Annotated in this window: 32 protein-coding genes; all 32 read left to right on the forward strand. The window is 47.7% G+C overall.

Annotated elements, in window-relative coordinates; translation table 11 throughout:
- Window positions 1-80: 80 nt before the first annotated feature.
- The 32 genes from H5715_RS00975 to glgX all read left to right on the forward strand — a co-directional run bounded on the left by H5715_RS00975 (window position 81) and on the right by glgX (window position 23,564).
- Window positions 81-1,505 (forward strand): OmpA family protein, encoded by a 1,425-nt coding sequence (locus H5715_RS00975; protein WP_075186006.1) that lies wholly within the window; start codon window positions 81-83, stop codon window positions 1,503-1,505.
- A gap of 216 nt (window positions 1,506-1,721) precedes the next feature.
- The gene (gene rpsJ, locus H5715_RS00980) at window positions 1,722-2,033 is read left to right on the forward strand and encodes a 30S ribosomal protein S10 (RefSeq protein ID WP_075186005.1); all 312 of its coding nucleotides are present in this window, start codon (window positions 1,722-1,724) and stop codon (window positions 2,031-2,033) included.
- A gap of 166 nt (window positions 2,034-2,199) precedes the next feature.
- Window positions 2,200-2,844, forward strand: coding sequence for a 50S ribosomal protein L3 (rplC, locus tag H5715_RS00985; protein WP_075186004.1), 645 nt, complete (start codon window positions 2,200-2,202; stop codon window positions 2,842-2,844).
- Between the two features lie 20 nt (window positions 2,845-2,864).
- Window positions 2,865-3,479: a 50S ribosomal protein L4 gene (gene rplD / locus H5715_RS00990; RefSeq protein WP_075186003.1), complete on the forward strand. Its 615-nt coding sequence runs from the start codon at window positions 2,865-2,867 to the stop codon at window positions 3,477-3,479.
- Window positions 3,476-3,772 carry a 50S ribosomal protein L23 gene (rplW, locus tag H5715_RS00995; RefSeq protein WP_075186002.1) on the forward strand — a complete coding sequence of 99 codons (297 nt, stop codon included), beginning with the start codon at window positions 3,476-3,478 and terminating at the stop codon, window positions 3,770-3,772. The genes rplD and rplW overlap by 4 nt, the downstream gene beginning before the upstream one ends.
- Before the next feature lie 11 nt (window positions 3,773-3,783).
- Window positions 3,784-4,611: a 50S ribosomal protein L2 gene (gene rplB, locus H5715_RS01000; protein ID WP_075186001.1), complete on the forward strand. Its 828-nt coding sequence runs from the start codon at window positions 3,784-3,786 to the stop codon at window positions 4,609-4,611.
- 34 nt (window positions 4,612-4,645) lie between these two features.
- Window positions 4,646-4,921: a 30S ribosomal protein S19 gene (gene rpsS / locus H5715_RS01005; protein WP_075186000.1), complete on the forward strand. Its 276-nt coding sequence runs from the start codon at window positions 4,646-4,648 to the stop codon at window positions 4,919-4,921.
- 24 nt (window positions 4,922-4,945) lie between these two features.
- Window positions 4,946-5,278 (forward strand): 50S ribosomal protein L22, encoded by a 333-nt coding sequence (rplV, locus tag H5715_RS01010; RefSeq protein WP_075185999.1) that lies wholly within the window; start codon window positions 4,946-4,948, stop codon window positions 5,276-5,278.
- 12 nt (window positions 5,279-5,290) lie between these two features.
- The gene (gene rpsC / locus H5715_RS01015) at window positions 5,291-5,965 is read left to right on the forward strand and encodes a 30S ribosomal protein S3 (protein ID WP_075185998.1); all 675 of its coding nucleotides are present in this window, start codon (window positions 5,291-5,293) and stop codon (window positions 5,963-5,965) included.
- 42 nt (window positions 5,966-6,007) lie between these two features.
- Entirely contained in the window at window positions 6,008-6,421 is a 414-nt protein-coding gene (gene rplP / locus H5715_RS01020) for a 50S ribosomal protein L16 (RefSeq protein ID WP_075185997.1), read from the forward strand.
- Window positions 6,421-6,636 carry a 50S ribosomal protein L29 gene (gene rpmC / locus H5715_RS01025; RefSeq protein WP_075185996.1) on the forward strand — a complete coding sequence of 72 codons (216 nt, stop codon included), beginning with the start codon at window positions 6,421-6,423 and terminating at the stop codon, window positions 6,634-6,636. The genes rplP and rpmC overlap by 1 nt, the downstream gene beginning before the upstream one ends.
- A complete protein-coding gene (rpsQ, locus tag H5715_RS01030; protein ID WP_075185995.1) occupies window positions 6,629-6,895 on the forward strand; it encodes a 30S ribosomal protein S17 in 267 nt (88 codons plus the stop codon). The genes rpmC and rpsQ overlap by 8 nt, the downstream gene beginning before the upstream one ends.
- A 65-nt stretch (window positions 6,896-6,960) precedes the next feature.
- A complete protein-coding gene (gene rplN / locus H5715_RS01035; protein ID WP_075185994.1) occupies window positions 6,961-7,329 on the forward strand; it encodes a 50S ribosomal protein L14 in 369 nt (122 codons plus the stop codon).
- 32 nt (window positions 7,330-7,361) lie between these two features.
- A complete protein-coding gene (rplX, locus tag H5715_RS01040; RefSeq protein WP_075185993.1) occupies window positions 7,362-7,679 on the forward strand; it encodes a 50S ribosomal protein L24 in 318 nt (105 codons plus the stop codon).
- An 18-nt stretch (window positions 7,680-7,697) separates the two neighbouring features.
- Entirely contained in the window at window positions 7,698-8,237 is a 540-nt protein-coding gene (gene rplE / locus H5715_RS01045; protein ID WP_075186103.1) for a 50S ribosomal protein L5, read from the forward strand.
- Between the two features lie 14 nt (window positions 8,238-8,251).
- Window positions 8,252-8,557, forward strand: a complete 306-nt coding sequence (gene rpsN, locus H5715_RS01050) for a 30S ribosomal protein S14 (RefSeq protein WP_075185992.1) — start codon at window positions 8,252-8,254, stop codon at window positions 8,555-8,557.
- 28 nt (window positions 8,558-8,585) lie between these two features.
- Complete coding sequence (rpsH, locus tag H5715_RS01055; RefSeq protein WP_075185991.1) at window positions 8,586-8,978, forward strand: 30S ribosomal protein S8; 393 nt, start codon at window positions 8,586-8,588, stop codon at window positions 8,976-8,978.
- Between the two features lie 44 nt (window positions 8,979-9,022).
- A complete protein-coding gene (gene rplF / locus H5715_RS01060) occupies window positions 9,023-9,556 on the forward strand; it encodes a 50S ribosomal protein L6 (RefSeq protein WP_075185990.1) in 534 nt (177 codons plus the stop codon).
- A gap of 36 nt (window positions 9,557-9,592) precedes the next feature.
- On the forward strand, window positions 9,593-9,943 hold the full coding sequence (gene rplR / locus H5715_RS01065) for a 50S ribosomal protein L18 (protein ID WP_075185989.1): 351 nt from the start codon (window positions 9,593-9,595) through the stop codon (window positions 9,941-9,943).
- A gap of 10 nt (window positions 9,944-9,953) precedes the next feature.
- Complete coding sequence (rpsE, locus tag H5715_RS01070) at window positions 9,954-10,469, forward strand: 30S ribosomal protein S5 (RefSeq protein ID WP_075185988.1); 516 nt, start codon at window positions 9,954-9,956, stop codon at window positions 10,467-10,469.
- 97 nt (window positions 10,470-10,566) lie between these two features.
- Entirely contained in the window at window positions 10,567-10,752 is a 186-nt protein-coding gene (gene rpmD, locus H5715_RS01075; protein WP_075185987.1) for a 50S ribosomal protein L30, read from the forward strand.
- Between the two features lies 1 nt (window position 10,753).
- On the forward strand, window positions 10,754-11,188 hold the full coding sequence (rplO, locus tag H5715_RS01080; RefSeq protein WP_075185986.1) for a 50S ribosomal protein L15: 435 nt from the start codon (window positions 10,754-10,756) through the stop codon (window positions 11,186-11,188).
- A gap of 31 nt (window positions 11,189-11,219) precedes the next feature.
- A complete protein-coding gene (gene secY, locus H5715_RS01085) occupies window positions 11,220-12,566 on the forward strand; it encodes a preprotein translocase subunit SecY (protein ID WP_075185985.1) in 1,347 nt (448 codons plus the stop codon).
- Between the two features lie 32 nt (window positions 12,567-12,598).
- A complete protein-coding gene (gene rpmJ / locus H5715_RS01090) occupies window positions 12,599-12,715 on the forward strand; it encodes a 50S ribosomal protein L36 (RefSeq protein WP_075185984.1) in 117 nt (38 codons plus the stop codon).
- Between the two features lie 232 nt (window positions 12,716-12,947).
- Window positions 12,948-13,304: a 30S ribosomal protein S13 gene (rpsM, locus tag H5715_RS01095; RefSeq protein ID WP_075185983.1), complete on the forward strand. Its 357-nt coding sequence runs from the start codon at window positions 12,948-12,950 to the stop codon at window positions 13,302-13,304.
- Between the two features lie 46 nt (window positions 13,305-13,350).
- A complete protein-coding gene (gene rpsK / locus H5715_RS01100; protein ID WP_075185982.1) occupies window positions 13,351-13,746 on the forward strand; it encodes a 30S ribosomal protein S11 in 396 nt (131 codons plus the stop codon).
- A gap of 12 nt (window positions 13,747-13,758) precedes the next feature.
- Window positions 13,759-14,379, forward strand: a complete 621-nt coding sequence (gene rpsD, locus H5715_RS01105; RefSeq protein ID WP_075185981.1) for a 30S ribosomal protein S4 — start codon at window positions 13,759-13,761, stop codon at window positions 14,377-14,379.
- Between the two features lie 52 nt (window positions 14,380-14,431).
- A complete protein-coding gene (locus H5715_RS01110) occupies window positions 14,432-15,421 on the forward strand; it encodes a DNA-directed RNA polymerase subunit alpha (protein WP_075185980.1) in 990 nt (329 codons plus the stop codon).
- An 84-nt stretch (window positions 15,422-15,505) separates the two neighbouring features.
- Window positions 15,506-15,898, forward strand: coding sequence for a 50S ribosomal protein L17 (gene rplQ / locus H5715_RS01115; protein ID WP_075185979.1), 393 nt, complete (start codon window positions 15,506-15,508; stop codon window positions 15,896-15,898).
- Between the two features lie 1,025 nt (window positions 15,899-16,923).
- On the forward strand, window positions 16,924-19,134 hold the full coding sequence (malQ, locus tag H5715_RS01120; protein WP_075185977.1) for a 4-alpha-glucanotransferase: 2,211 nt from the start codon (window positions 16,924-16,926) through the stop codon (window positions 19,132-19,134).
- 18 nt (window positions 19,135-19,152) lie between these two features.
- Complete coding sequence (glgB, locus tag H5715_RS01125) at window positions 19,153-21,348, forward strand: 1,4-alpha-glucan branching protein GlgB (RefSeq protein ID WP_075185976.1); 2,196 nt, start codon at window positions 19,153-19,155, stop codon at window positions 21,346-21,348.
- A 38-nt stretch (window positions 21,349-21,386) separates the two neighbouring features.
- The gene (glgX, locus tag H5715_RS01130; protein ID WP_075185975.1) at window positions 21,387-23,564 is read left to right on the forward strand and encodes a glycogen debranching protein GlgX; all 2,178 of its coding nucleotides are present in this window, start codon (window positions 21,387-21,389) and stop codon (window positions 23,562-23,564) included.
- Window positions 23,565-23,583: the final 19 nt, after the last annotated feature.

A 23,583-nucleotide genomic window follows, 5' to 3' on the forward strand; every position in this document is an offset into this window, starting at 1 on the left:
CCTCGCGTTGAAGCGGGACGAGCTGAAGCCCTATTCAGCTCGATTGCAAATATAACAATAACATTGACTGGAGTTGTCTTATGGCTTTGCGCAAGTCGTTCTTTGGTTTACTACTATTTCTTTCGTGTACCCTTTCTGGTATTGCAGTGGCGGATGAATTGCGCGGATCGCTCTTCGCGTCTGCCAATGCAGCATTAAAGGAGGCGGATAATGAATTGGCAAAGGTATTGGCGCCGGTGAGTTATCAGCAGGCAGCAAAACTCTATGCCGGAGCCGATAAGCGTTATGGTAAGGGTGGTAACGTTGCGAAGGTAGAAAAGGATTTAACTTCCGCGGCCCAATATTTTCGGAAGTCCGCAAAGGCCGCAAAGTTTGCGCAGACAACATTCAAGTCCGCGATTCAGGCCCGTACCGATGCAAAAGGCGTTGATGCCGAAAAGCTGGCTGCTGATACATGGGGTGAGGCAGAGCAAAAGTTTTTGACTGCAACCAAAATTTTGGAAACCGGCAATATGAGTCGCGCCCAGGTGAAGGCGGCTGAGGCTGAAAGCGTTTTTCGGGACGCAGAGCTGATTGCGATCAAAGGGAATTACCTAAATCAAACTCGTGCCAAGCTTGAAGAAGCTAAGCGTATCAAGGTGAAAAAGTTTGCGCCCAAAACGCTTGAGCGCGCTGAAAAGCTGCTAGCAGCTGCAGAAAAAGAGTTGAGCGAAAACCGATACGATACCGATTACCCCCGAGCCCTGGTAAAAGAAGCTTACTATGAGGCTAGGCATGCAATTTATCTGACCGGACAACTGGAGGCGCTGAAAGCTAAAACGCTGACGGCCGAGGAGTTGATCCTAATGCTGGAAGAGCCCGTAGCCGTTCTAGCGGGGGAGGCGGATGTGCTTGCCGAATTTGATCAGGGCTTCGGCGTGCCAACCGAAGCAATAGCGGTTGAGGTTCGCCGCCTACAGAAAGACTCTTATGATTTGGGCGAGTTGCGCACCCGAGCCGCTACCCTAGAGCAGGACTACGCCATGCTGGAGACCAAGCTGGGTATCCAGTCCGAGCGGCTTAATGAGCAGGAGGAGGCTCGTGAGCGACTACAGCGGGTTACGGAGTACTTTCGCCGCGATGAAGCTTCTGTACTTACCCAGGGGAGTAATGTGTTGGTGCGTATGGTGGGTTTGAATTTTGAGCCCGGCAGCTCGCAAATTACCGCAGCTAATTACGGCTTGCTGCAAAAGGTGGAGCAGGCCGTTCGCATATACCCAGGTTATACGGTTGTAATTGAGGGGCATACGGATTCGTTTGGGAGTACAGAGGCGAATCAAGTGTTATCACAAAATCGCGCGAAAGCTGTTCGCCAGTATTTAATGGTGAATATGAGTGACCTGCCTGCAGAGCGCTGCGAGGCTTATGGTTATGGGGAGTCTAGCCCTATCGCTAATAATGAATCCCGTGAGGGGCGGAAGCGTAATCGCCGTATTGATCTACTACTTAAACCTCCTGTCGAATAGCGTGTTTTGGCGCCTGCTGGGAGGTTATATTTCGCGCCCAGTCAGGCCTCAAGAGCTCATTTTTACGGTATCTCAAAGGCAAATTCTTGCGCCGTGAAAATAATCGTTTTCCCTGTTGACAGACCTATACCTAGTCATTAGAATTGCGCCCTCATTTCAGCCAGCCAAAACAAGCTTGGTTGATTGTTCTTTAAAAATGTTTGGAGTTTGGTTCAGATGCAGAATCAACGTATTCGAATTCGTTTGAAAGCTTTTGATCACAAGTTGATTGATGCTTCAACGCAAGAGATTGTTGAAACGGCAAAACGTACTGGCGCACAGGTTCGCGGTCCTATTCCGCTGCCGACTCGCAAAGAGCGTTTTACTGTTCTGGTTTCGCCGCACGTCAATAAGGATGCGCGAGATCAATATGAGATTCGTACGTATAAAAGGTTGCTCGATATTGTTGAGCCAACCGAGAAGACTGTAGATGCTTTGATGAAGCTGGATTTAGCAGCTGGCGTCGAAGTTCAAATTAGTCTGGGCTAGATTATTTTTGCTTCGGCAAAGATGGTGTGTGCTGCATTCGTGCGGCCAAGACTCCAGATAAAGTTTGTCGGCAATAAGGCTGGCAAGCGTGTAACGCTCTGAAATGGGCGGCCATAGCGGGTCCACATAAAGTGGGAAAGCCCCGTACACTGAGAGGTTAACGAAAATGACGATTGGACTTGTCGGCCGCAAGAGCGGCATGACGCGCATTTTTACTGACGATGGTTTATCCGTTCCTGTCACTGTGGTTGAGGTAGATCCCAACCGCATCACTCAGGTTAAGAACGCAGAAACCGACGGTTACGCCGCTGTGCAGGTAACCGTAGGGTCTCGTCGAGCCTCCCGTGTCACCAAAGCGGAAGCAGGGCACTTCGCTAAAGCGCAAACAGAAGCCGGTCGCGGCGTTTGGGAGTTGCGTAATAACGAAGGTGCTGCATTCGATGTTGGTAGTCAACTTACTGTAGAAGCTTTTGAAGCTGGTCAGAAGGTAGATGTAACGGGCACTTCTAAAGGTAAGGGTTTTGCTGGTGGTGTTAAGCGTTGGAATTTTTCAATGCAAGATGCTACTCACGGCAACTCCCTCTCGCACCGAGCCCCTGGTTCCATTGGTCAATGTCAGACGCCAGGGCGCGTATTCAAGGGTAAAAAGATGGCTGGTCACATGGGTGCTGAGCGTGTAACGACTCAGAATCTTGAGGTGGTCAGGGTCGATGTTGAACGCAATTTACTGCTTATTAAGGGTGCCGTTCCTGGTGCTCCAGGTGGAGACGTTATTATTCGTCCTGCTGTAAAGCTGCGTAACAACGGTTAAGTATCCCGGGGGAATCGACCATGGAATTAAGTATTGCTACACCGCAAGGCGCCAAGGGTACTATTGCAGTTTCCGAAGTGGCTTTTGGTAAAGAATTTAATCAAGACCTGGTTCATCAGGCAGTAGTGGCCTATATGGCTGGTGCTCGTCAGGGAACTAAGGCTCAGAAGAATCGTGCTGATGTTTCCGGTGGTGGTAAAAAGCCATGGCGTCAGAAAGGTACTGGCCGTGCTCGTGCAGGTACCATTCGCAGTCCAATCTGGCGCTCCGGTGGAGTGACTTTTGCGGCTGAGCCACGCAATTTTGAACAAAAACTGAACAAGAAAATGTACCGCTCTGCGTTGCGCTGCATTTTGTCCGAGCTGGCTCGTCAGGAGCGTTTGGTTGTAGTTGAGGAGTTTAGTGTTGAAGCTCCTAAAACCAAAGATTTAGTCGCCAAGCTTGCGCAATTTAATTTGTCTGATGTGTTGATCGTGACGGCTGAGGTGAGTGAAAACCTTTATCTTGCCTCCCGCAATTTGCACAAAGTAGATGTTCGTGATGTTCAGGGTATCGATCCCGTCAGCCTGATTCGTTTTGATAAGGTTGTGGTTACTGTACCCGCTCTCAAAAAACTTGAGGAGGTGCTGGTATGAACCAGGAGCGTCTGTATAAGGTTTTGCTTGGACCCGTAATTTCTGAAAAGTCAGCTGTCGTTGCTGATATAGCTAACCAGGTTGTTTTTAAGGTGGTTGCTGATGCAGAAAAGTCTGAAATCAAAGCTGCGGTAGAAAAGTTGTTTAATGTTAGCGTTGAGGGCGTTCGCGTTCTGAATGTTAAGGGTAAAACCAAGCGCACGCGTTACGGCATCGGTCGTCGCAGTGATTGGAAGAAAGCGTACGTATCTCTGGCCGAAGGCTCAGAGATCGACTTCGAAGCAGCTGAATAAGGAGCGGACTGATGCCAATTGTAAAACGCAAGCCAACGTCAGCCGGTCGTCGCTTTGTTGTAAGCGTAGTAAACCCTGACTTACACAAGGGCGCACCTTACGCGCCGTTGTTAGAAAAGAAATCTAAAAGCGGTGGCCGCAATAATAACGGTCGTATTACGACTCGTCATATTGGTGGTGGTCACAAGCAGCATTACCGCAAGATTGACTTTAAACGTAATAAAGATGCTATTCCGGCAAAAGTAGAGCGTTTGGAGTACGATCCAAATCGAACGGCCTATATCGCGCTGGTTTGTTATGCCGATGGTGAGCGTCGCTACATTATCGCTCCTAAGGGTGTTGCAGCGGGCGATATGGTTGAGTCTGGTGATGCGGCAGCGATTAAAGCTGGTAATACATTGCCCTTGCGTAATATTCCAGTGGGTAGTGTTATTCATTGTGTTGAGCTGAAGCCTGGTAAAGGCGCCCAGTTGGCACGCTCTGCCGGTACCTCAGTGCAGTTGGTTGCTCGTGAAGGTCAATACGCTACTCTGCGGTTACGCAGTGGTGAGATGCGTAAGGTTGAGTCTGAGTGTCGCGCCACATTGGGTGAAGTATCCAATAGTGAGCACAGCTTGCGCTCTTTGGGTAAGGCTGGCGCTACTCGCTGGCGTGGTGTTCGGCCAACCGTTCGTGGTGTTGCGATGAACCCGGTTGATCACCCGCACGGTGGTGGTGAGGGTCGTACCTCCGGTGGTCGTCATCCTGTGTCTCCATGGGGTACGCCAACTAAGGGTTACAAAACTCGTAGCAATAAGCGTACGGACAACATGATTATTCGTCGTCGCGACAAGAAGTAAGCGCCGGCTAAATAGCTAAAAAGAGGAAAGAACAGTGCCACGTTCACTGAAGAAAGGTCCTTTTGTAGACCACCATCTTTTGAAGAAAGTTGAAGTAGCGGCTGAAAAAAATGACCGTCGTCCTATTAAGACCTGGTCTCGCCGCTCCATGATTTTGCCAGACATGGTGGGCTTGACTATCGCTGTGCACAATGGTCGTCAACACGTGCCAGTGCTGGTTAGTGAGGAAATGGTAGGTCATAAGTTGGGTGAGTTTGCGGCTAGTCGCACTTACCGTGGCCACGTAGCAGACAAGAAAGCGAAGCGCTAAGCGCGCACTTAGCGAGGAATTGTGATGGAAGTAGCAGCTAAATTACGCGGCGCTAATATGGCGGCGCAGAAAGCGCGGCTGGTGGCAGATCAGATTCGCGGAAAATCAGTAGAAGAAGCTTTGGATGTGTTGGCATTCAGCCCAAAGAAAGGTGCTGCTGTCATTAAGAAGGTTTTGGAATCGGCTATCGCCAACGCTGAGCATAATGAAGGTGCTGACGTTGATGAGCTGAAGGTGTCCACCATATTTGTGGACGAAGGTTTAACGATGAAGCGCATTCGACCACGCGCAAAAGGCCGCGCTGATCGTATTTTAAAGCGCACTTGTCACATCACCGTTAAAGTAGCGGATCAATAAGAGAGTAGACTTATGGGTCAGAAAGTACACCCTACAGGAATCCGTCTCGGTATTGTTAAGAAGCATACCTCAACTTGGTATGCCAGCAAAGGCGAGTACGCGGATAAGCTGAACGAAGATTTACTGGTGCGTAGCTATATTCAAAAGGCATTGGCGCACGCGTCAGTTAGCCGAATAGAAATTGAGCGCCCAGCCAATACCGCGCGAGTGACTATTCATACTGCTCGCCCAGGTATCGTAATCGGTAAGAAAGGCGAAGACGTTGAAAAGCTGCGCGCTGAGATTAGCAGGCAGATGGGCGTTCCCGTTCATATCAACATTGAAGAGATTCGTAAGCCAGATCTGGACAGTGTGTTAGTTGCACAGAGCGTTGCTCAGCAGTTAGAGCGTCGAGTGATGTTTCGCCGTGCTATGAAACGAGCGGTTCAGAATGCCATGCGTCAAGGCGCTGAAGGCGTAAAGATCCAGGTTGGTGGTCGTTTGGGTGGGGCAGAAATTGCTCGTACTGAATGGTATCGCGAAGGTCGTGTACCGTTGCACACCTTGCGTGCTGACATCGATTACGCGACTGCAGAAGCTGCTACTACTTACGGTATTATTGGCGTAAAGGTATGGATCTTCAAAGGCGAAATTATTGGCGGAATGGAAGAAGTTGAAACCACTCCCAAGAAGAAAGGCGCTAAATAAGCGCTTGTAGTTAAACAGTTTTGACGAATAAGGGTTAGGCAAATGCTGCAACCAAAGCGTACAAAATTCCGTAAGCAAATGAAGGGTCGTAATCGCGGATTAGCGCAACGCGGCTCCAAAGTTAGCTTTGGTGAATTCGGACTGAAGGCGGTTGACCGTGGGCGTATTACAGCGCGTCAGATTGAAGCGGCTCGTCGTGCGATGACTCGTCACGTTAAGCGTGGCGGAAAGATCTGGATCCGTGTATTCCCGGACAAGCCTATTACTGAGAAGCCTCTGGAAGTTCGTCAGGGTAAAGGTAAGGGTAATGTTGAATATTGGGTTGCCCAGATTCAGCCAGGTAAAGTACTTTACGAAATGGAAGGCGTTTCTGAAGAGTTGGCTCGTGAAGCATTCGCTCTCGCAGCTGCGAAACTGCCTCTGAATACCACTTTTGTTAAGCGGTCGGTGATGTGATGAAAGCTACAGAACTTAACGAAAAGTCAGTTGATGAGTTGAGCCAGGAATTGCTTTCTCAGCTTGAGGCGCAGTTTAAGCTCCGCATGCAGAAAACAACTGGCCAATTGAATCAGACTCATTTAATGAAGCAGGCTCGTCGCGATATTGCTCGCATTAAAACGGTTTTGCGTCAGAAAGCAAAACAAGTAAGCGTAGGTAACGATCATGTCTGAAACAGAAAAATTGGTACGTACGCTAACGGGTAAAGTTGTTAGCGATAAAATGGAGAAATCCATCGTTGTCTTAATCGAGCGTCGTGTTAAGCACCCCGTCTACGGTAAGTACGTCAGCAAGTCTTCGAAGTTGAAGGCCCATGACGAAAGCAACGAATGTAAAGCGGGCGATACCGTAACTATCGCTGAGTCTCGGCCTCTTTCGAAAACCAAGTCCTGGACTCTGGTTAAAATCGAAGAACGGGCTACACAAATTTAATCGAATCGCCTCGGGCCGGTGGTTTTTAACTTCCGCCAGTCGGTAAAGAGTTTCGGAGAAAGACGATGATTCAAACAGAAAGTTATTTGGAGGTAGCCGACAATAGTGGTGCACGCCGAGTAATGTGTATCAAGGTATTGGGTGGCTCACATCGTCGCTACGCGAGTGTTGGCGATGTAATTAAAGTTACCGTTAAAGAGGCTATTCCTCGTGGTAAGGTAAAAAAAGGTCAGGTAATGAAGGCCGTTGTGGTTCGCACCAAAAAAGGTGTTCGCCGCCCTGACGGTTCTATTATTCGCTTTGACGACAATGCTGCGGTGTTGCTCAATCAGCAGGAAGCTCCTGTTGGTACTCGTATCTTCGGACCAGTAACCCGTGAATTACGTGGCGAAAAGTTTATGAAGATTATCTCTCTAGCGCCCGAAGTACTGTAATCGGCCGCACTGAGGTCAAGAGGAATTAGGTTATGCGTAAGATTAAACGTAATGACGAAGTGGTGATAATCACCGGTCGTGATAAAGGTAAGCGCGGTAAAGTAAACCGTGTACTGCCTGATAATCGAGTCATCGTCTCCGGCGTGCAAATGATTAAAAAGCACCAGAAGCCAAACCCCCAGCTGAACGTCCCTGGTGGTATTGTTGAGAAAGAAGCTCCGATTCAGGTTTCAAATGTTGCAATTTTCAATCCGAGCACGCAAAAGGCGGATCGCGTTGGATTTAAAGTGTTGGAAGATGGAAACAAGATTCGTGTTTTCAAATCCAATGGCGAAGCTATAGACGCATAAGCGGACTGAGTGAATAAAATGGCCAGGCTGAAAGAAATTTATCAAAAAGAAATTGCTCCAAAGCTTAAAGAAGAGTTGGGGTTGAAGAATGTGATGGAAATCCCTCGCATTACCAAGGTCACTCTCAATATGGGTGTCGGTGAAGCGATTGGAGATAAGAAAGTTTTGGAGCACGCTGTAGCTGACTTGGAAAAAATTGCCGGTCAGAAGGTTGTGGTTACCAAGGCTCGTCGATCCATCGCAGGTTTTAAAGTGCGCGAAGGTTGGCCGGTAGGCTGTAAAGTAACTTTGCGTCAGGAGCGTATGTACGAATTCCTGGATCGATTGATCAGTATTGCTATCCCGCGCGTACGAGATTTTCGTGGTATTAGTCCTAAGCAGTTCGACGGTAGGGGTAATTTCTCAATGGGCGTAAATGAGCAGATCATTTTCCCCGAGATTGAGTACGATAAGATCGATAAGCTGCGTGGTTTGGATATTTGTATTTCCACCAATGCTCGCACAAATGACGAAGGTCGTGCTTTGTTAAAAGCATTTAACTTCCCATTCAAAGGCTAGGAGTTGATTGAATAATGGCTAAGAAATCAATGATCGCCCGTGAAGTTAAGCGCGCGAAAGCAGTAGAGAAGTACGCAGCTAAGCGTGAAGAATTAAAAGCTGTTGTTGGCGCTTCCGAGTCTACGGATGAGCAGGTTTGGGATGCGATGATTAAGCTGCAAAAGTTACCTCGTGATAGCAGTGCCGCTCGCGGACAGCGTCGTTGTCGAGTGACTGGCCGTCCTCACGCGGTTTACCGTAAGTTTGGCTTATGCAGAAACAAATTGCGTGAAGCTGCAATGCGCGGCGACGTACCAGGCCTGGTAAAAGCCAGTTGGTAATCCAGGTTATTAGTAGGAGCAGAATTTTATGAGTATGCAAGACCCTATCGCAGATATGCTCACTCGCATTCGTAATGCGCAGATGGTTGGTAAAACGTCAGTTTCCATGCCGTCTTCGAAGTTGAAACAAAGCATTGCCAGTGTGCTGAAAGAAGAAGGCTACATCGATGGCTTTTCGGCTACAGAAGAAGCGAAGTCTGAGTTGAGCCTCGAGCTAAAGTATTTTGAAGGCAAGCCCGTTATTGCTGAATTGGATCGCATTAGTCGTCCTGGTCTGCGTTCATACGTAGGTAAGGGAGAGTTGCCATCCGTTCGCGGTGGTTTGGGTATCGCCATCGTATCCACCAGTAAAGGTGTTATGACCGACCGTGCCGCTCGCGCAGCCGGTGTTGGTGGTGAGATTATTTGTACTGTTTTCTAAACAGTTCAAGCCTGTAACAAGAAACGTATTGACGGGTAACCATTATGTCACGTGTTGCTAACAGCCCAGTTCAACTGCCTCAGGGCGTTGACGTTAAGCAGAACGGTCAGGACCTCACCGTAAAAGGTGGTAAAGGAACTCTGGATCTGCAAATCCACAATAATGTGGAAGTAAAATTAGAAGATAACGTGCTCACGTTCGCTGCTCGTGACGGAGCGAAAAGCTCCCGAGCGTTGGCAGGTACTATGCGTGCGCTGGTAAACAATATGGTTACCGGTGTGACACAAGGTTTCGAAAAGAAACTAGTGCTGAACGGCGTAGGTTATCGTGCGAAAGCCACAGGGACGGTGCTAAACCTGACCTTGGGTTTTTCCCACCCAATTGATTACGATCTGCCTGAAGGCGTAACGGCCGAAACACCGTCCCAAACAGAGATTGTGTTGAAGAGCTCCGACAAGCAATTGTTAGGTCAGGTGGCAAGTGAAGTACGTGCTTTCCGTCCACCAGAGCCATACAAGGGCAAGGGTGTTCGCTACGCTGACGAACATGTACGTCGTAAAGAAGCTAAGAAGAAGTAAGCCATACTAAGGCTAACTAAACAGTAGGTTTTGAATATGAACGCTAAGAAGCAATCCAGAATACGCCGTGCTACCCGGTCTCGGGCTAAGATCCGTGAACTGCGCGAAGTTCGTCTTTGCGTTAACAGAACTCCACGTCATATATATGCGCAAGTAATCGCTGCAGAAGGTGACAAGGTTCTGGCTACCGCTTCAACACTTGAAAAAGATTTGCGTGGTGGCAAAACCGGTAATGCCGATGCTGCTACAGAAGTAGGTAAGTTAATCGCTGAGCGCGCGAAGAGCGCAGGCGTGACTAAGGTTGCGTTTGATCGAAGCGGTTTTAAATATCACGGTCGAGTAAAAGCGTTGGCAGATGCTGCTCGTGAAGGCGGATTGGAATTCTAAAGGTTGAATTATGGCGCAGCAAAACAACAAACGAGATGATAACACTGCCGAAGGTTTACAGGAAAAGTTAGTACAGGTAAACCGCGTTGCTAAGACTGTTAAAGGTGGCCGTATTTTCGGTTTTACTGCCTTGACTGTTGTCGGTGATGGTAACGGTAAAGTGGGTTTCGGTCGCGGTAAAGCACGAGAAGTGCCTATTGCTATTCAGAAAGCCATGGAAGCTGCTCGACGCAATATGATCGAGGTTGAGTTGAACGGTGATACCATTCAGTACCCGACTAGAGGTCGTCACGGTGCATCGAAGGTTTACATGCAGCCCGCTTCTCAAGGTACTGGCGTAATTGCTGGTGGCGCGATGCGAGCAGTATTGGAAATCGCCGGCGTACAAAACGTACTGGCTAAGTGCTACGGTTCAACAAATCCGGTTAACGTTGTACGTGCAACTTTCGAAGCTCTGCGTGCAATGACTTCTCCTGATACTGTTGCGGCGAAGCGCGGTAAATCCGTAGAAGATATTTTGAACTAAACGGTTTTTGCTTCAGCGAATCCAGAATACACCACATCCCTGTGGTTAGTCGCTTATCGCGATTGGACAAAAGGGGCCGATTTTAGGTAAAAAAGTCATGGCTAAAAAGACGGTAAAAGTTACACAAGTGAAAAGCGTTCACGGACGCTTGGAAGCGCATCGAGCCTGCATTCGTGGCTTGGGTTTGCGTCGGATCGGTCACACCGTAGAAGTAGAAGATACTCCTTCGACTCGCGGTATGATCAATAAAGTTAATTATATGGTTCAGGTGGAAGGAGAGTAAGATGCGTTTAAATACTTTAAGTCCTGCTCCCGGTAGCACCTCCAGCAAAAAGCGTGTGGGTCGCGGAATTGGTAGCGGTTCTGGTAAAACTGCAGGTCGTGGACACAAAGGGTTGAAAGCACGTTCAGGTGGTTCTGTTAAACCTGGATTCGAGGGCGGTCAGATGCCTTTGCAGAAGCGCCTGCCAAAATTCGGTTTCACGAGTCGCGTTGGTCGCGTTTCTGCTGAGATCCGATTGGCCGAGCTGAATAAGGTTGATGCAGATGTTATCGATTTGGATGCTCTACTGAACGCAGACCTTATTGGTGTTGGCGTGAAACGCGTGAAAGTATTCTTATCCGGTGAACTGAAAAAAGCTGTTACGGTTAAAGGTTTAGCTGTTACTAAAGGCGCCAAAGCAGCCATTGAAGCTGCCGGTGGAAAAATAGAAGAATAAGCGGAATTTTCCGCATATATTAGGGGGATTGATGGCAACGCCAGGTAACATGCCTCTGGGTAGCCAGAAAGGTTTAGGTGAGCTGTGGGTTCGCCTAAAATTTTTGCTTTTGGCCATTGTGGTTTATCGCCTAGGAACCCATATTCCGGTTCCAGGGATAGATCCTGAGCAGGTCGCAAATCTGTTCAAACAAAATCAGGGCACTATCCTTGGCATGTTCAACATGTTCTCGGGTGGTGCGCTCTCGCGTATGAGTATTCTTGCGCTGGGGATCATGCCCTATATCTCCGCGTCAATTATTATGCAAATGATGAGCGCAGTGACCCCCTCGCTTGAGGCAATGAAAAAAGAAGGTGAATCCGGGCGTCGTAAGATCAGCCAATACACTCGCTTCCTTACCGTAGCCCTTGCGACGGTACAGGCGTTCGTGATGGTTGCCGGAATGTCTGGTCAGGGAATGGCTTACGCAGGTCTTGCGACTGTCAGTTTCTACGTTATCGCAGTGACTTCACTGGTCACAGGCGCCGTATTTATGATGTGGTTGGGCGAGCAGATTACCGAACGCGGTATTGGTAACGGTATTTCTATGCTGATCTTTGCCGGTATCGTTGCGGGATTGCCCGGTGCTGTGGGTCAGGCCTTTGAAAGCGCCCGTCAGGGTGACTTGCATGTGCTGATGCTGTTGGCACTACTTTTTGCAGCAGTAGCCATCGTTTGGTTTGTGGTCAGAATGGAACGCGGTCAGCGTCGTATTACTATTCAATATGCGCGCCGTCAGGCGGGTGGCCGTGGTGGACAGGGTCCAGCACAAACGAGCCATCTACCACTCAAAATTAATATGGCCGGTGTTATACCTGTGATCTTCGCAAGTAGTATTCTGCTATTTCCTGCCTCTATCGCGCAGTGGTTCGGTAGTGCTGCCGAAGGCAAGTCTAGTGAAATCCTGCAGGAAATTGCATTGGCCATTGGTCCTGGTCAACCGCTGAACTTTGTGTTGTTTGGCGTTTTGATAGTCGTTTTTTGCTTTGTCTACACCGCGATGATGTACAACCCTAAAGAGGTTGCAGACAACCTTAAACGCGGCGGTGCTTATATACCAGGAATTCGCCCTGGAGATCAGTCCGCTAAGTACATCGATAACGTTTTAACTCGACTTACTGTTGTAGGCTCTATCTATATCGCTGCTGTTGCGCTATTGCCACAGTTTCTGATGGTGTCGGCAAATGTTCCCTTCTACTTGGGCGGAACGTCGTTACTGATTGTTGTAGTTGTGGTTATGGATTTTATGTCACAGGTACAGTCACACTTGATGTCGCATCAATATGACTCGGTGATGAAGAAAGCTAATTTACAGAGTTACGGGCGTGGCACTCGCTAGGTGCTAGCCCGGTATTTTCGGAGTAATTAAAGATGAAAGTTCGTGCGTCAGTAAAAAAGGTATGCCGTAACTGCAAAATCGTTCGGCGCAAAGGTGTTCTGCGTGTGATTTGTAGTGCAGAGCCACGCCATAAGCAGCGTCAAGGCTAAGCGTTAGGCAATGTTTTCTGGTGTTGTTAATGGGGGGTTCGTTTCTCTTTTCGCAAAACCATTCAGGGTTTCAGGCCCTGATAAATCGGAGGTGTTAACTGTCGTATAGCTGGAAACAGCTATACTATTGCTTTTTGGTAGGTTTGCCGCTATCCTTCGCGCCCTTTCAAGGTGCTAGGGTGGTCGATTCTGCCGTTAACACTGAAAATCTTATCTAGTTGGAGTAAGTTGAATGGCTCGTATAGCTGGTGTCAATATACCAGACCATAAGCATGCCGTGATTTCCCTCACTTACGTGTTTGGGGTTGGTAAAACCAAGGCCAAACAAATTTGTGTGGCAACCGGTATCGCTGAATCTACCAAGATTGGTGACTTGGGCGAAGACCAAATGGATGCAATCCGTAACGAGGTAACGAAGCTTACCGTTGAAGGTGATCTGCGTCGTGAAATTTCCATGAACATCAAACGTTTGATGGATCTCGGAACTTATCGCGGAATGCGGCACCGTCGTAACCTGCCAGTACGTGGTCAGCGTAGCAAGACCAATGCGCGTACTCGCAAAGGTCCTCGTAAGCCAATCAAGAAGTAAGTTTCGGGTTTATTCACTCTAACGTATTAGTTCGGGAAATATTGCTATGGCAAAGCCAGGTGGTAAAAGCACGACGAAGAAGAAGGTCAAAAAGACCGTCGTCGATGGTATTGCGCATATTCATGCCTCTTTTAATAACACTATCGTGACGATTACTGATCGTCAGGGAAATACATTGTCTTGGGCCACTGCTGGTGGTTCAGGTTTTCGCGGTTCTCGTAAAAGTACACCTTTTGCTGCGCAGGTTGCAGCAGAGCGCGCCGGTCAGGCAGCTCAGGATTACGGTTTGAAGAATCTGGACGTCGAAGTTAAAGGTCCAGGGCCTGGTCGCGAATCCGCGGTTCGTGCCTTGAACAACGTAGGTTATAAGATTACCAACATTACTGATGTCACGCCGATTCCTCATAACGGCTGTCGTCCACCCAAAAAGCGTCGAGTATAAGGAGCAGAGAAAGTGGCACGTTATATAGGTCCTACTTGTAAACTGTCTCGCCGCGAGGGAACAGATCTGTTCCTGAAGAGTGGCGTAAGACCTTTAGAATCAAAATGTAAAGCTGAAAACGCTCCAGGTCAACATGGGCAGCGTCGTGGTCGCCTTTCTGATTACGGTGTTCAGCTGCGTGAAAAACAAAAAGTACGTCGTACCTACGGTGTGCTGGAGAAGCAATTTCGTAGTTACTATAAAGAAGCTGCACGTCGTAAGGGTGCAACTGGTGAAAATCTTTTGAAGCTTCTTGAAGGCCGACTAGATAACGTTGTTTATCGCATGGGCTTTGGTGCTACTCGCTCCGAATCTCGCCAGTTGGTTTCGCATAAAGCTATTTTGGTTAACGGCAAGATACTGAACATACCATCCTACCAAGTACAGACTGGTGATGTGGTTTCTGTTCGGGAAAAAGCAAAAAACCAACTGCGTATCCAAAGTGCTATGGGTATCGCTGCACAGCGTCCTGATGTTGAGTGGGTTGATGTTAACTCTGACAAGAAAGAGGGCACCTATAAGCGTGTTCCCGATCGCGCGGACTTACCAGCCGACATCAACGAGAACCTGATTGTGGAGCTTTACTCTAAGTAGAGCTTTTAGTCGGTTTATAATTTAAGGATCACAATTACATACAGGTGCCTATATGCAGAGTGCGGTTAACGAATTTTTGACTCCTCGTCACATCGATGTAACAGAATTGGCCCCAACCCGAGCAAAAGTTGTTTTAGAACCGCTTGAGCGTGGTTTTGGTCATACACTTGGTAATGCTTTGCGTCGCATTTTACTGTCCTCCATGCCTGGTTGTGCGATCACTGAAGTTGAGATTGCTGGTGTGCAGCACGAGTACAGCGCTATAGAAGGTGTTCAGGAAGATGTTATTGAGATCTTATTGAACCTAAAAAACGTAGCGGTTGTAATGCACGGCAAAGATCAAGCTATATTGTCGTTAGCCAAGCAGGGCCCGGGTGTTGTTACCGCAGGTGATATTCAGCTGGATCACGAAGTGGAAATTGCTAATCCTGATTTGGTTATCGCTAACATCACTGGCGATGTTGCGCTGGATATGAAACTGACGATCGCTCGCGGTCGTGGTTATCAGCCAGTGGATGCGCGCCAGTCTGATGAAGATGAAACGCGTGCCATTGGTCGTTTGCAATTGGATGCATCTTACAGTCCCGTTCGTCGTTTGGCTTATACTGTGGAAAGTGCCCGTGTTGAGCAGCGCACCGATCTGGACAAACTGGTTCTCGATCTTGAGACCAACGGTACCATTGATCCCGAAGAAGCGATTCGTCGGGCAGCGACTATCCTGCAACAGCAGCTGGCTGTTTTTGTCGACCTAGAGGGCGAGAAAGAAGTTGAGCCAGAGCAGAAGGAAGACCAGATTGATCCGGTACTATTGCGTCCGGTCGATGATTTGGAGTTAACGGTTCGCTCCGCTAACTGTCTGAAAGCCGAAAATATTTACTACATCGGTGATTTGATACAGCGTACAGAAGTAGAGTTGTTGAAAACCCCAAATTTGGGTAAGAAATCTCTTACTGAGATTAAAGACATACTCGCGTCTCGCGGATTGTCCTTGGGTATGCGTTTGGAAAATTGGCCTCCCGCCAGTCTGAAAAATAGCGACTAGGTAAAAATGAGTATGACGGGGTATGTCCCCGTCAATTGAAAAATTTGACTTGCTGAGATAGCAACCAGGTGAAGGGTTACAGTCATGCGTCATCGTCATAGTGGACGTCAGTTAAATAGAAACAGTTCTCACCGTAAGGCCATGTTCCGTAATATGGTTTCTTCTTTGGTAGAGCACGAATTAATTAAAACAACCTTGGCTAAGGCGAAAGAACTGCGTCGTCATGCAGAACCTTTGATAACCTTATCTAAGGTGGATAGCGTAGCTAATCGTCGTCTGGCGTTTGATCGTCTGCGCAGCAAAGAGGTGGTTGGTAAGTTGTTCAACGATTTGGGGCCTCGTTACGAAGGTCGCCCAGGTGGTTACTTGCGTATTCTCAAGTGCGGCTACCGTGCTGGAGATAAGGCGCCTATGGCTTACGTTGAGCTTGTTGGCCGTCCTCAGGTAGAAGCTTCTTCTGAAGCTGCTGCCGAATAAAATACTATTTTTCGGCTCGGTTCCGTTGAGTCGAGATACTATTCAATTTGATAAGGCGCCAAGTTAAAAGCTTGGCGCCTTTTTATGTCTCAAATATTTTAATTTCTTGTGCTTATGTCCAGGTAGGAGCCTTAGGTAATATCGAAGCAGGTTGAGCTTGTTTTTTATGGCTAGTGTAATCTTTCTTCGTGCGATGGTTAGCGGGTGTCGTTCAGTCATCTTTTAGGGGCGTAGAGGGACTGTTTTGAGCATGGCCGTTTGGTTCGGACGAATAGCCTTCATTCAACCGTGAGTTTCATCGGTGAAATCAGCGGATATGTCGTGGTGCGGTTGAAATCATCGGTTCTGATAGCTGAAGTGTAGAGCTCTATTCTTTATCTCAGTTCAACGGAGTTACTTTTTAAGATCTTACGTATTGGTAGCTGAAACGAGCCATACGCCAACCTAGCTATCTTTTTAAGGCACGCGTTAAGGAAAACCACACGAGCGGTTGGCTCGGGCGCTCAGTTGAGCCCCTTCTTCCCCGAGTAACTTTACGACGATCCGGCAGGCGAACGCAAACCTCACCCGTAAATCACCCCATCACTAATCAAGTGAATTATTACTATCTTGCACAGTCGGAAGGTATGGCGGGTGGTGTACAGTGTGAAATAATTAACAAATACGAACTTTTTTGAGGCTGTATTATTCAGTTCTATTACCATCTTGAACAAAGCCCATACAGCTTTTGTATTTGGCATTTGAATCCATAAAGGGCCAGTCTCCAAGTCGGCCATAAGCTGCTATCCTTGTTGTCAGGTGTCATATTCGCTCGTTATAGTGCTAAATCGCATCGCTATCATGCGTTAGTGTTAAGTATCTTTTTCGAGGTAGTCAAAATGGCAGCGCAATCGAATTACGGTGCCCGGTAATTTACTAACCCGCCCTCCATAAGTCGTTTGAATGTTATCTACTAATCGCGAATAAACCTTTTTGGCAGCTTGTTTGCTTTAGTAACCATAGAAAACATAAATAATGGAACCGTTATGAGCGATCTCGATCGAATATTTTATTGGCGAGGTATAACAGGGGAGTATCAAAACTATCGAGGTGAAGCAGTAAAAGTACCGCTGGCAAACCGGTTAACGCTATTAAAAGCCATGAACGTAGATGTTTCTAGCCCTCAAAAGGTTGCGAAAGCTGCTTATGAACTTGATGTCGGCCCATGGCGTCAGTTTTTTCCTGCATTACAAACCGTCAAGTTAAAGCCGAACACGTCTGCGGCGTTTTATATAAACCTTCATCCAGAGCAGTTAAGTAAAAAGTTACGTTGGCGATTGGAAGGCGAAAATGGCGCAGTGGTCGATAGCGGTGCGCTTTTGCCTGCTAGCGCTCCAGAAACGGGTGATTATCTTTTTGATGGAGTACGCTATTCTCGCAGGCTTATTACAACGGCCGTAGATAGCCCGGGTTACTACCAGTTGGTGGTAACGCTGATAGAACCTTCAGCTACAGATAAGCGCCAGAATACTGTTAGGGAGATAGAAGGTGTATTGGCCGTTGCGCCCGCTACTGTGTTTCAGCCTGCCTGGCTCGAAAAGGGGTGTAATCCGTGGGGATTCATAATCCAGCTCTACACCTTACGCACGGAAAGTGATTGGGGCGTGGGGGATTTTTCAGATCTACAGTTGCTCGTAAAACGTGCGGCTGCGTTAGGTGCTGATATTATTGGTTTGAATCCGCTACACGCGTTATTGCCGGATATTGAAAACAATAATAGCCCATATAGCCCCTCTGATCGACGCTTTATTAACCCGTTATATATTGACCCTACCAGCGAGCAAGATTACCTGCAGTCGAATATTTTACATACCGAAGAAGGTTTAACTGCGCGCAAGCAAGTGATTGTGGAGCTGCGCAAAGCACCGTTAGTAAACTATTCTGCGGTTAAAAACTTGAAGTACCCTGTTTTCGAACAGATGTATCAACAATTCCGTTTATCAGAACCAGATAGTGAACGTGTTAAATGTTTTGAAGATTTTGTGAGTGAATGTGGTGTTGCTCTGCAGCAGTTTGCCCTCTACGAAGTTGCGCGCGATCGATGGCCTGGGTGTGGATATAAGGGGGATATCAGCGATAGTGTATTAATGGCTGGCGCAGAAACAGAGGCGTTTAAGCAGGTTGCGAAAGCTCATTCAGAGGCGATACGTTTCCATTGTTACGTTCAGTGGCTAGCTCATAATCAATTGCGGCGGTGTCAGCAGCTCGCAGAAGAATCAGGTATGAACGTTGGTTTGGTGCGGGACCTTGCCGTAGGCGCCGATGGTGGTGGTGCTGAGGCTTTCTCAAACCCGAATCAGTTCTGCCGCGGAGTATCTGTTGGCGCTCCTCCCGATCCTTTGGCAGAGCAAGGACAGAATTGGGGGTTGCCACCGATGGATCCCGCTCATTTGCGTGCAAGTGGCTATAAACACTTTATTCAAATTTTGAGAGAGAACATGTCCCGTTGCGGGGCGCTACGGATCGATCACGCTATGGCATTGATGCGGTTGTGGTGGTGCCCGCCTGGTATGACCGCCGACCATGGGGCCTATGTTTATTATCCGTTTGAGGATATGCTGGCATTGCTTTGTTTGGAAAGTCACCTTAATCAGTGTGCGATAATCGGGGAGGATCTTGGTGTTGTGCCAGATGAATTTCGCAAAGCGATTACTGAAGCCGGTATTTTTACTAACCGTGTGTTTTATTTCGAGAAAGAAAATTACAGCCATTTTCGGGCACCCGAAGATTATGATGTTCATGCGCTGGCGATGGTCAATAATCACGATGTGCCAACGTTAAAAAGCTGGTGGGATGGTAGCGATCTTATATTGCGGGATCGACTGGGGATTTTTGAAGAGGGCGTGGATTATGCAGCTATGGTTGACCAGCGGAGCCGTGATAAATATGAGCTGCTGAATTTCCTCGAAGCGAAAAAAATGTTACCGGATCCATGGCGTAGTCGGGAGATAGAAAAACCTGCCGATGATATTCTGATTTATGCCTTGTTAGTGGCGGTAAGTCGCGTCGCATCCAGGCTTTTTGTGATACAACTTGAAGATGTTTTATTAATGGATTCTCCTGTCAATGTGCCGGGAACCTACAAAGAACATCCAAACTGGCAGCGTAAAATCAGTAAAAGTATTGAGGCTGTATTTGATGCCGAAAAAACTATTGAATTGTTAAAGAGAATAAACTCTGAGCGTCGCTGCCGTTAGTAAGGGATAAGAATAGTTATGGCAACACTTCCTCTCGATGTAATTCAGTCTATTGTCGACTCCCATTGCGACGATATTTTTGCGCACCTTGGCTGCCACCAGTTGAATGGGGGGATATTACGTTTTAGCGTGTTTCTTCCTGGTGCGGAGGATGTCGAAATATTTAGCTACGATAATTCAGCGTTATTGCTTAAGCTTGAAAAAATTCACGAAGCGGGTTTTTTTACAGGAACGTTGGAGGCTAGCGAACCTTTTCGATACCTATTGAATATTTGCGAGCAGGGACAATGGTCGTTAGAGGAAGACCCTTATCGCTTTGGTAGCAATATTGGTGAGCAGGACTTATACCTGTTCGGCGAAGGTACCCATGAGAATGCTTACAGCTTTATGGGTGCCCAGTTGAAAGCGGTGGATGGTGTTGCGGGAACACAATTTGCTGTGTGGGCGCCCAACGCAAAGCGAGTTTCTGTTGTTGGAGAGTTTAACCATTGGGACGGTCGCAGGCATATGATGCGCAAGCATATGCTCAGCGGTATATGGGAGATATTTATTCCTGGTGTTGCCGAAGGCGCGCACTACAAATATGAATTAAAGGCGCAGGACGGTTCGCTTTTACCGCATAAGGCTGATCCATACGGATTTTACGCTCAACAGCCTCCCGAACAGGCATCTCGCGTATACGATAATCGACGTTATCAGTGGCAGGATAGTGATTGGAATCAAAAAAAATGTCAGTTTACCAAGCGCGATAAAGCTGTATCCATTTACGAAGTTCATTTGGGTTCGTGGAAGCGCGTTGTCGAAGATGAAAATCGCTATTTAGACTATAGAGAATTGTCAGAGCAGCTTATTCCCTACGTGAAAGAAATGGGGTTTACGCACATCCAGCTAATGCCAATTAGCGAATTCCCGTTTGATGGCTCGTGGGGCTACCAACCGATTGGTTTATTTGCTCCTACCAGTCGTTATGGTACTCCTGACGATTTTAAATTTTTCGTCGATCAATGCCACAAAGCAGAGATAGCGGTATTGATTGATTGGGTCCCGGGTCATTTCCCAACAGATCAACACGGACTTGGACGCTTTGATGGCACACCGTTATACGAACACGCAGATTCGCGACAAGGCTTTCATCCTGATTGGAACACATTTATATACAACTATGGACGAAAAGAAGTTGCCAATTACCTGATGGCCAACGCTCTTTATTGGCTTGATGTTTTTCATATTGATGGGTTGCGGGTGGATGCGGTTGCATCCATGCTTTATTTAGACTACAGCCGCAATGAGGGCGAGTGGATCCCCAATGCTTACGGAGGGAGAGAAAATCTCGAAGCTATTGATTTTATTCGCCACGTGAATGAACGCGTATATAAAAACTACCCCGATGTGATGATGGTGGCAGAAGAATCAACGGCTTGGCCCGGAGTATCCAAGCCCACCAACTTCGGCGGGCTTGGTTTTGGTTTTAAGTGGAATATGGGATGGATGAACGATAGCTTGGAATATATTTCTAAAGAAGCTATTCATCGTCAGTACCATCACCACGACATGACTTTCAGCCTTTATTACGCTTTCAGCGAAAATTTTATCTTGCCGCTAAGTCACGACGAGGTCGTGCACGGTAAAGGTTCGATTCTGGGGCGAATGCCGGGAGATAGCTGGCAACAGTTTGCTAACCTGAGAGCTTACTATACGTTTATGTGGGCGCACCCCGGCAAGAAACTATTGTTTATGGGGAGTGAATTTGGTCAGGGGCCAGAGTGGGATCACAATAATGGTTTGTGCTGGCACCAGCTGGAAATAACAGAGCACGCGGGCGTACAAAAGCTCATTCGAGATCTTAATCTGCTATTACAATGTTACCCCGCGCTGTATGAGCTCGATTGCGAAGAGGGTGGTTTTGAGTGGGTCGAAGCAGATGATAGTCACAACTCCGTCTTTGCATTTCATCGCAATGACAGCAGTCGTAAAAGCAGTTTATTGGTAGTGTGTAATTTTACACCAGTCGTCCGAGAAAATTACCGTGTTGGCGTCAGCAGTCCTGGGGTCTATGCTGAACTATTGAATACAGATTCCAGCGAATACGGTGGTAGCGGTATTGTCAATGCCGACAAGCTTTGTTCGGAACCTGTTCCCTGGCATTATCGAGAGAATTCCCTTGAGTTGAAATTGCCGCCACTAGCGGCGGTCATATTGAAGAGGGAGTCCTAATCTTGGATAAGTCGTGTCATCCGAGTGGTGCAATTTGAATGAATGAGTTTATACCCTCCCGTCAATTTTCAGTAAAAGAAGGTAAGGCCTATCCTCTAGGCGCGAACTGTGAAGAGAATGGCGTGAATTTTGCCCTGTTTTCTGCTCACGCTAGAGGTGTGCAGCTCTGCTTATTTGATGACTTGGGGCGAGTGGAAATCGCACGTATTGATATGCGTGGTTATACCGATCAGGTGTGGCATGTGTTTGTCGAGGGCGTCGGTTCTGGCACACTCTATGGTTATCGTGTGTCTGGCCCCTACGAGCCCAAGCAGGGGCATCGGTTCAATTCCAATAAATTGGTATTGGATCCCTATGCGAAACACATAGACGGCGTCTTCCATTGGGGCTCAAGTATGTACGGCTATGACGTTAATAGTCCCCAACAGGATATGGCCGTCGATAACCGCGATAGCGCAGCCGACATGCCCAAGTGTGTTGTTGTTTCCGATGCCGAAATGCAGTTGGACGATTTGCCCCATCCGCACAGTAACAAACCCAATATTCCACGAAACCGAACCGTTATTTACGAAACCCATGTGAAAGGATTTACCCAGCTCAATCTAGCGGTTCCCGCCCACGATAGGGGGAGTTTTGCCGGTTTAGCCAATCCAGATTTACTAGCCTACATCAAAGATCTCGGTGTCACATCGATAGAGCTGTTGCCGGTGCATGGTTTTGTCAACGAAGCTTTTTTAGAAAATCATGACTTAAGTAATTACTGGGGTTACAACACTCTCCATTTCTTTAGTCCCCATGCGGACTACTCAAGCAGCGGCCATCCCCGAGAGTTTAAACGCATGGTCAGTGCAATTCATGAAGCGGGCTTGGAAGTGATTTTGGATGTGGTTTATAACCACACCGCCGAGGGAAATCATCTTGGCCCCACACTTTCATTTCGCGGTATCGACAACGCCTCTTATTACTCTCTGCAAAACCATGATCAGGGTTTTTATGCTAATGATACGGGCTGTGGAAATACCCTTAATATCCGACATCCCCGGGTGCTGCAAATGGTGATGGACAGCCTGCGCTACTGGGCGGCTGAAATGGGTGTCGATGGCTTCCGGTTTGACTTGGCAACAGTGCTCGGGCGGGAATCTTATGGTTTTGATGCAGGCAGTGGTTTTTTTGACGCGGTGAGGCAGGATCCGATATTGGCAGAAGTAAAGCTCATTGCTGAGCCCTGGGACATAGGCCCCGGAGGCTACCAGTTGGGGCAGTACCCCAGTGGCTGGTGCGAGTGGAATGATCGCTACCGAGATACCTGTAGGCGTTTCTGGAAGGGGGATCCGGGGGTGTTGCCTGAATTTGCACGGCGTATCCACGGCTCCAGTGATTTATTTGAACACTCCGGACGCGCACCGGCGTCGAGTATCAATTTTATTACCAGCCACGATGGTTTTACTTTACGCGATCTGGTTTCGTATAGAGACAAACACAATGAACTAAACAAAGAGCAGAATCGCGATGGCCACCATGCTAACTTCAGTGAAAATTACGGTGTGGAAGGTGAAGTCAGCGATAGAAAAATTCTTGATGTTCGTCAGCGTCAGCAAAGAAATTTTTTAGCGACTTTATTTCTATCTCAGGGAACGCCCATGCTGTTAGCTGGGGATGAATTGAACCGAACACAGAAGGGCAACAATAACGCTTATTGCCAGGACAACGGTATCAATTGGTTGGATTGGCAAAAGCAGGACAAAGATCGTCAAAACCTACATAAGTTTGTTCGTTACGTCATTTCTGTTCGACAAAAATATCCACTGTTGACCTCTCAGCGCTACATTCACCGGCCCGATGAGCCGGACTCCGATATTAAATGTGTTGTGCGTTGGGTTAATGCCTTTGGTGAAGAGATGCGCGAATCTCATTGGACAGAACAGCATGTGAACACCTTAGGTTGGATATTGGAACAATACCCTGTTGAAAATCCTGCAGTAAATGCGGGGAAGGCTAGGTTGCTAGTATTATTTAACTCCGGGCCAACAGATGTGGAGTTTCGCATTCCTATTGGTACCCCAGATGCTTACGGTGTAGAAGCCCGTTATTGGGAAAGTGTTATAGATACATGGGAGCCAGATGGACTCCCCAAGTTGCGCATGCAGGCAAAAGGCGCAACCGTAAATTTGCACGCTCACAGCATGCAGTTGTTGGTGGCTGTATTTAAAAATTAATATGTATTGACGAAGGAAA

The organism is Teredinibacter haidensis (assembly GCF_014211975.1).
Taxonomy (GTDB): domain Bacteria; phylum Pseudomonadota; class Gammaproteobacteria; order Pseudomonadales; family Cellvibrionaceae; genus Teredinibacter; species Teredinibacter haidensis.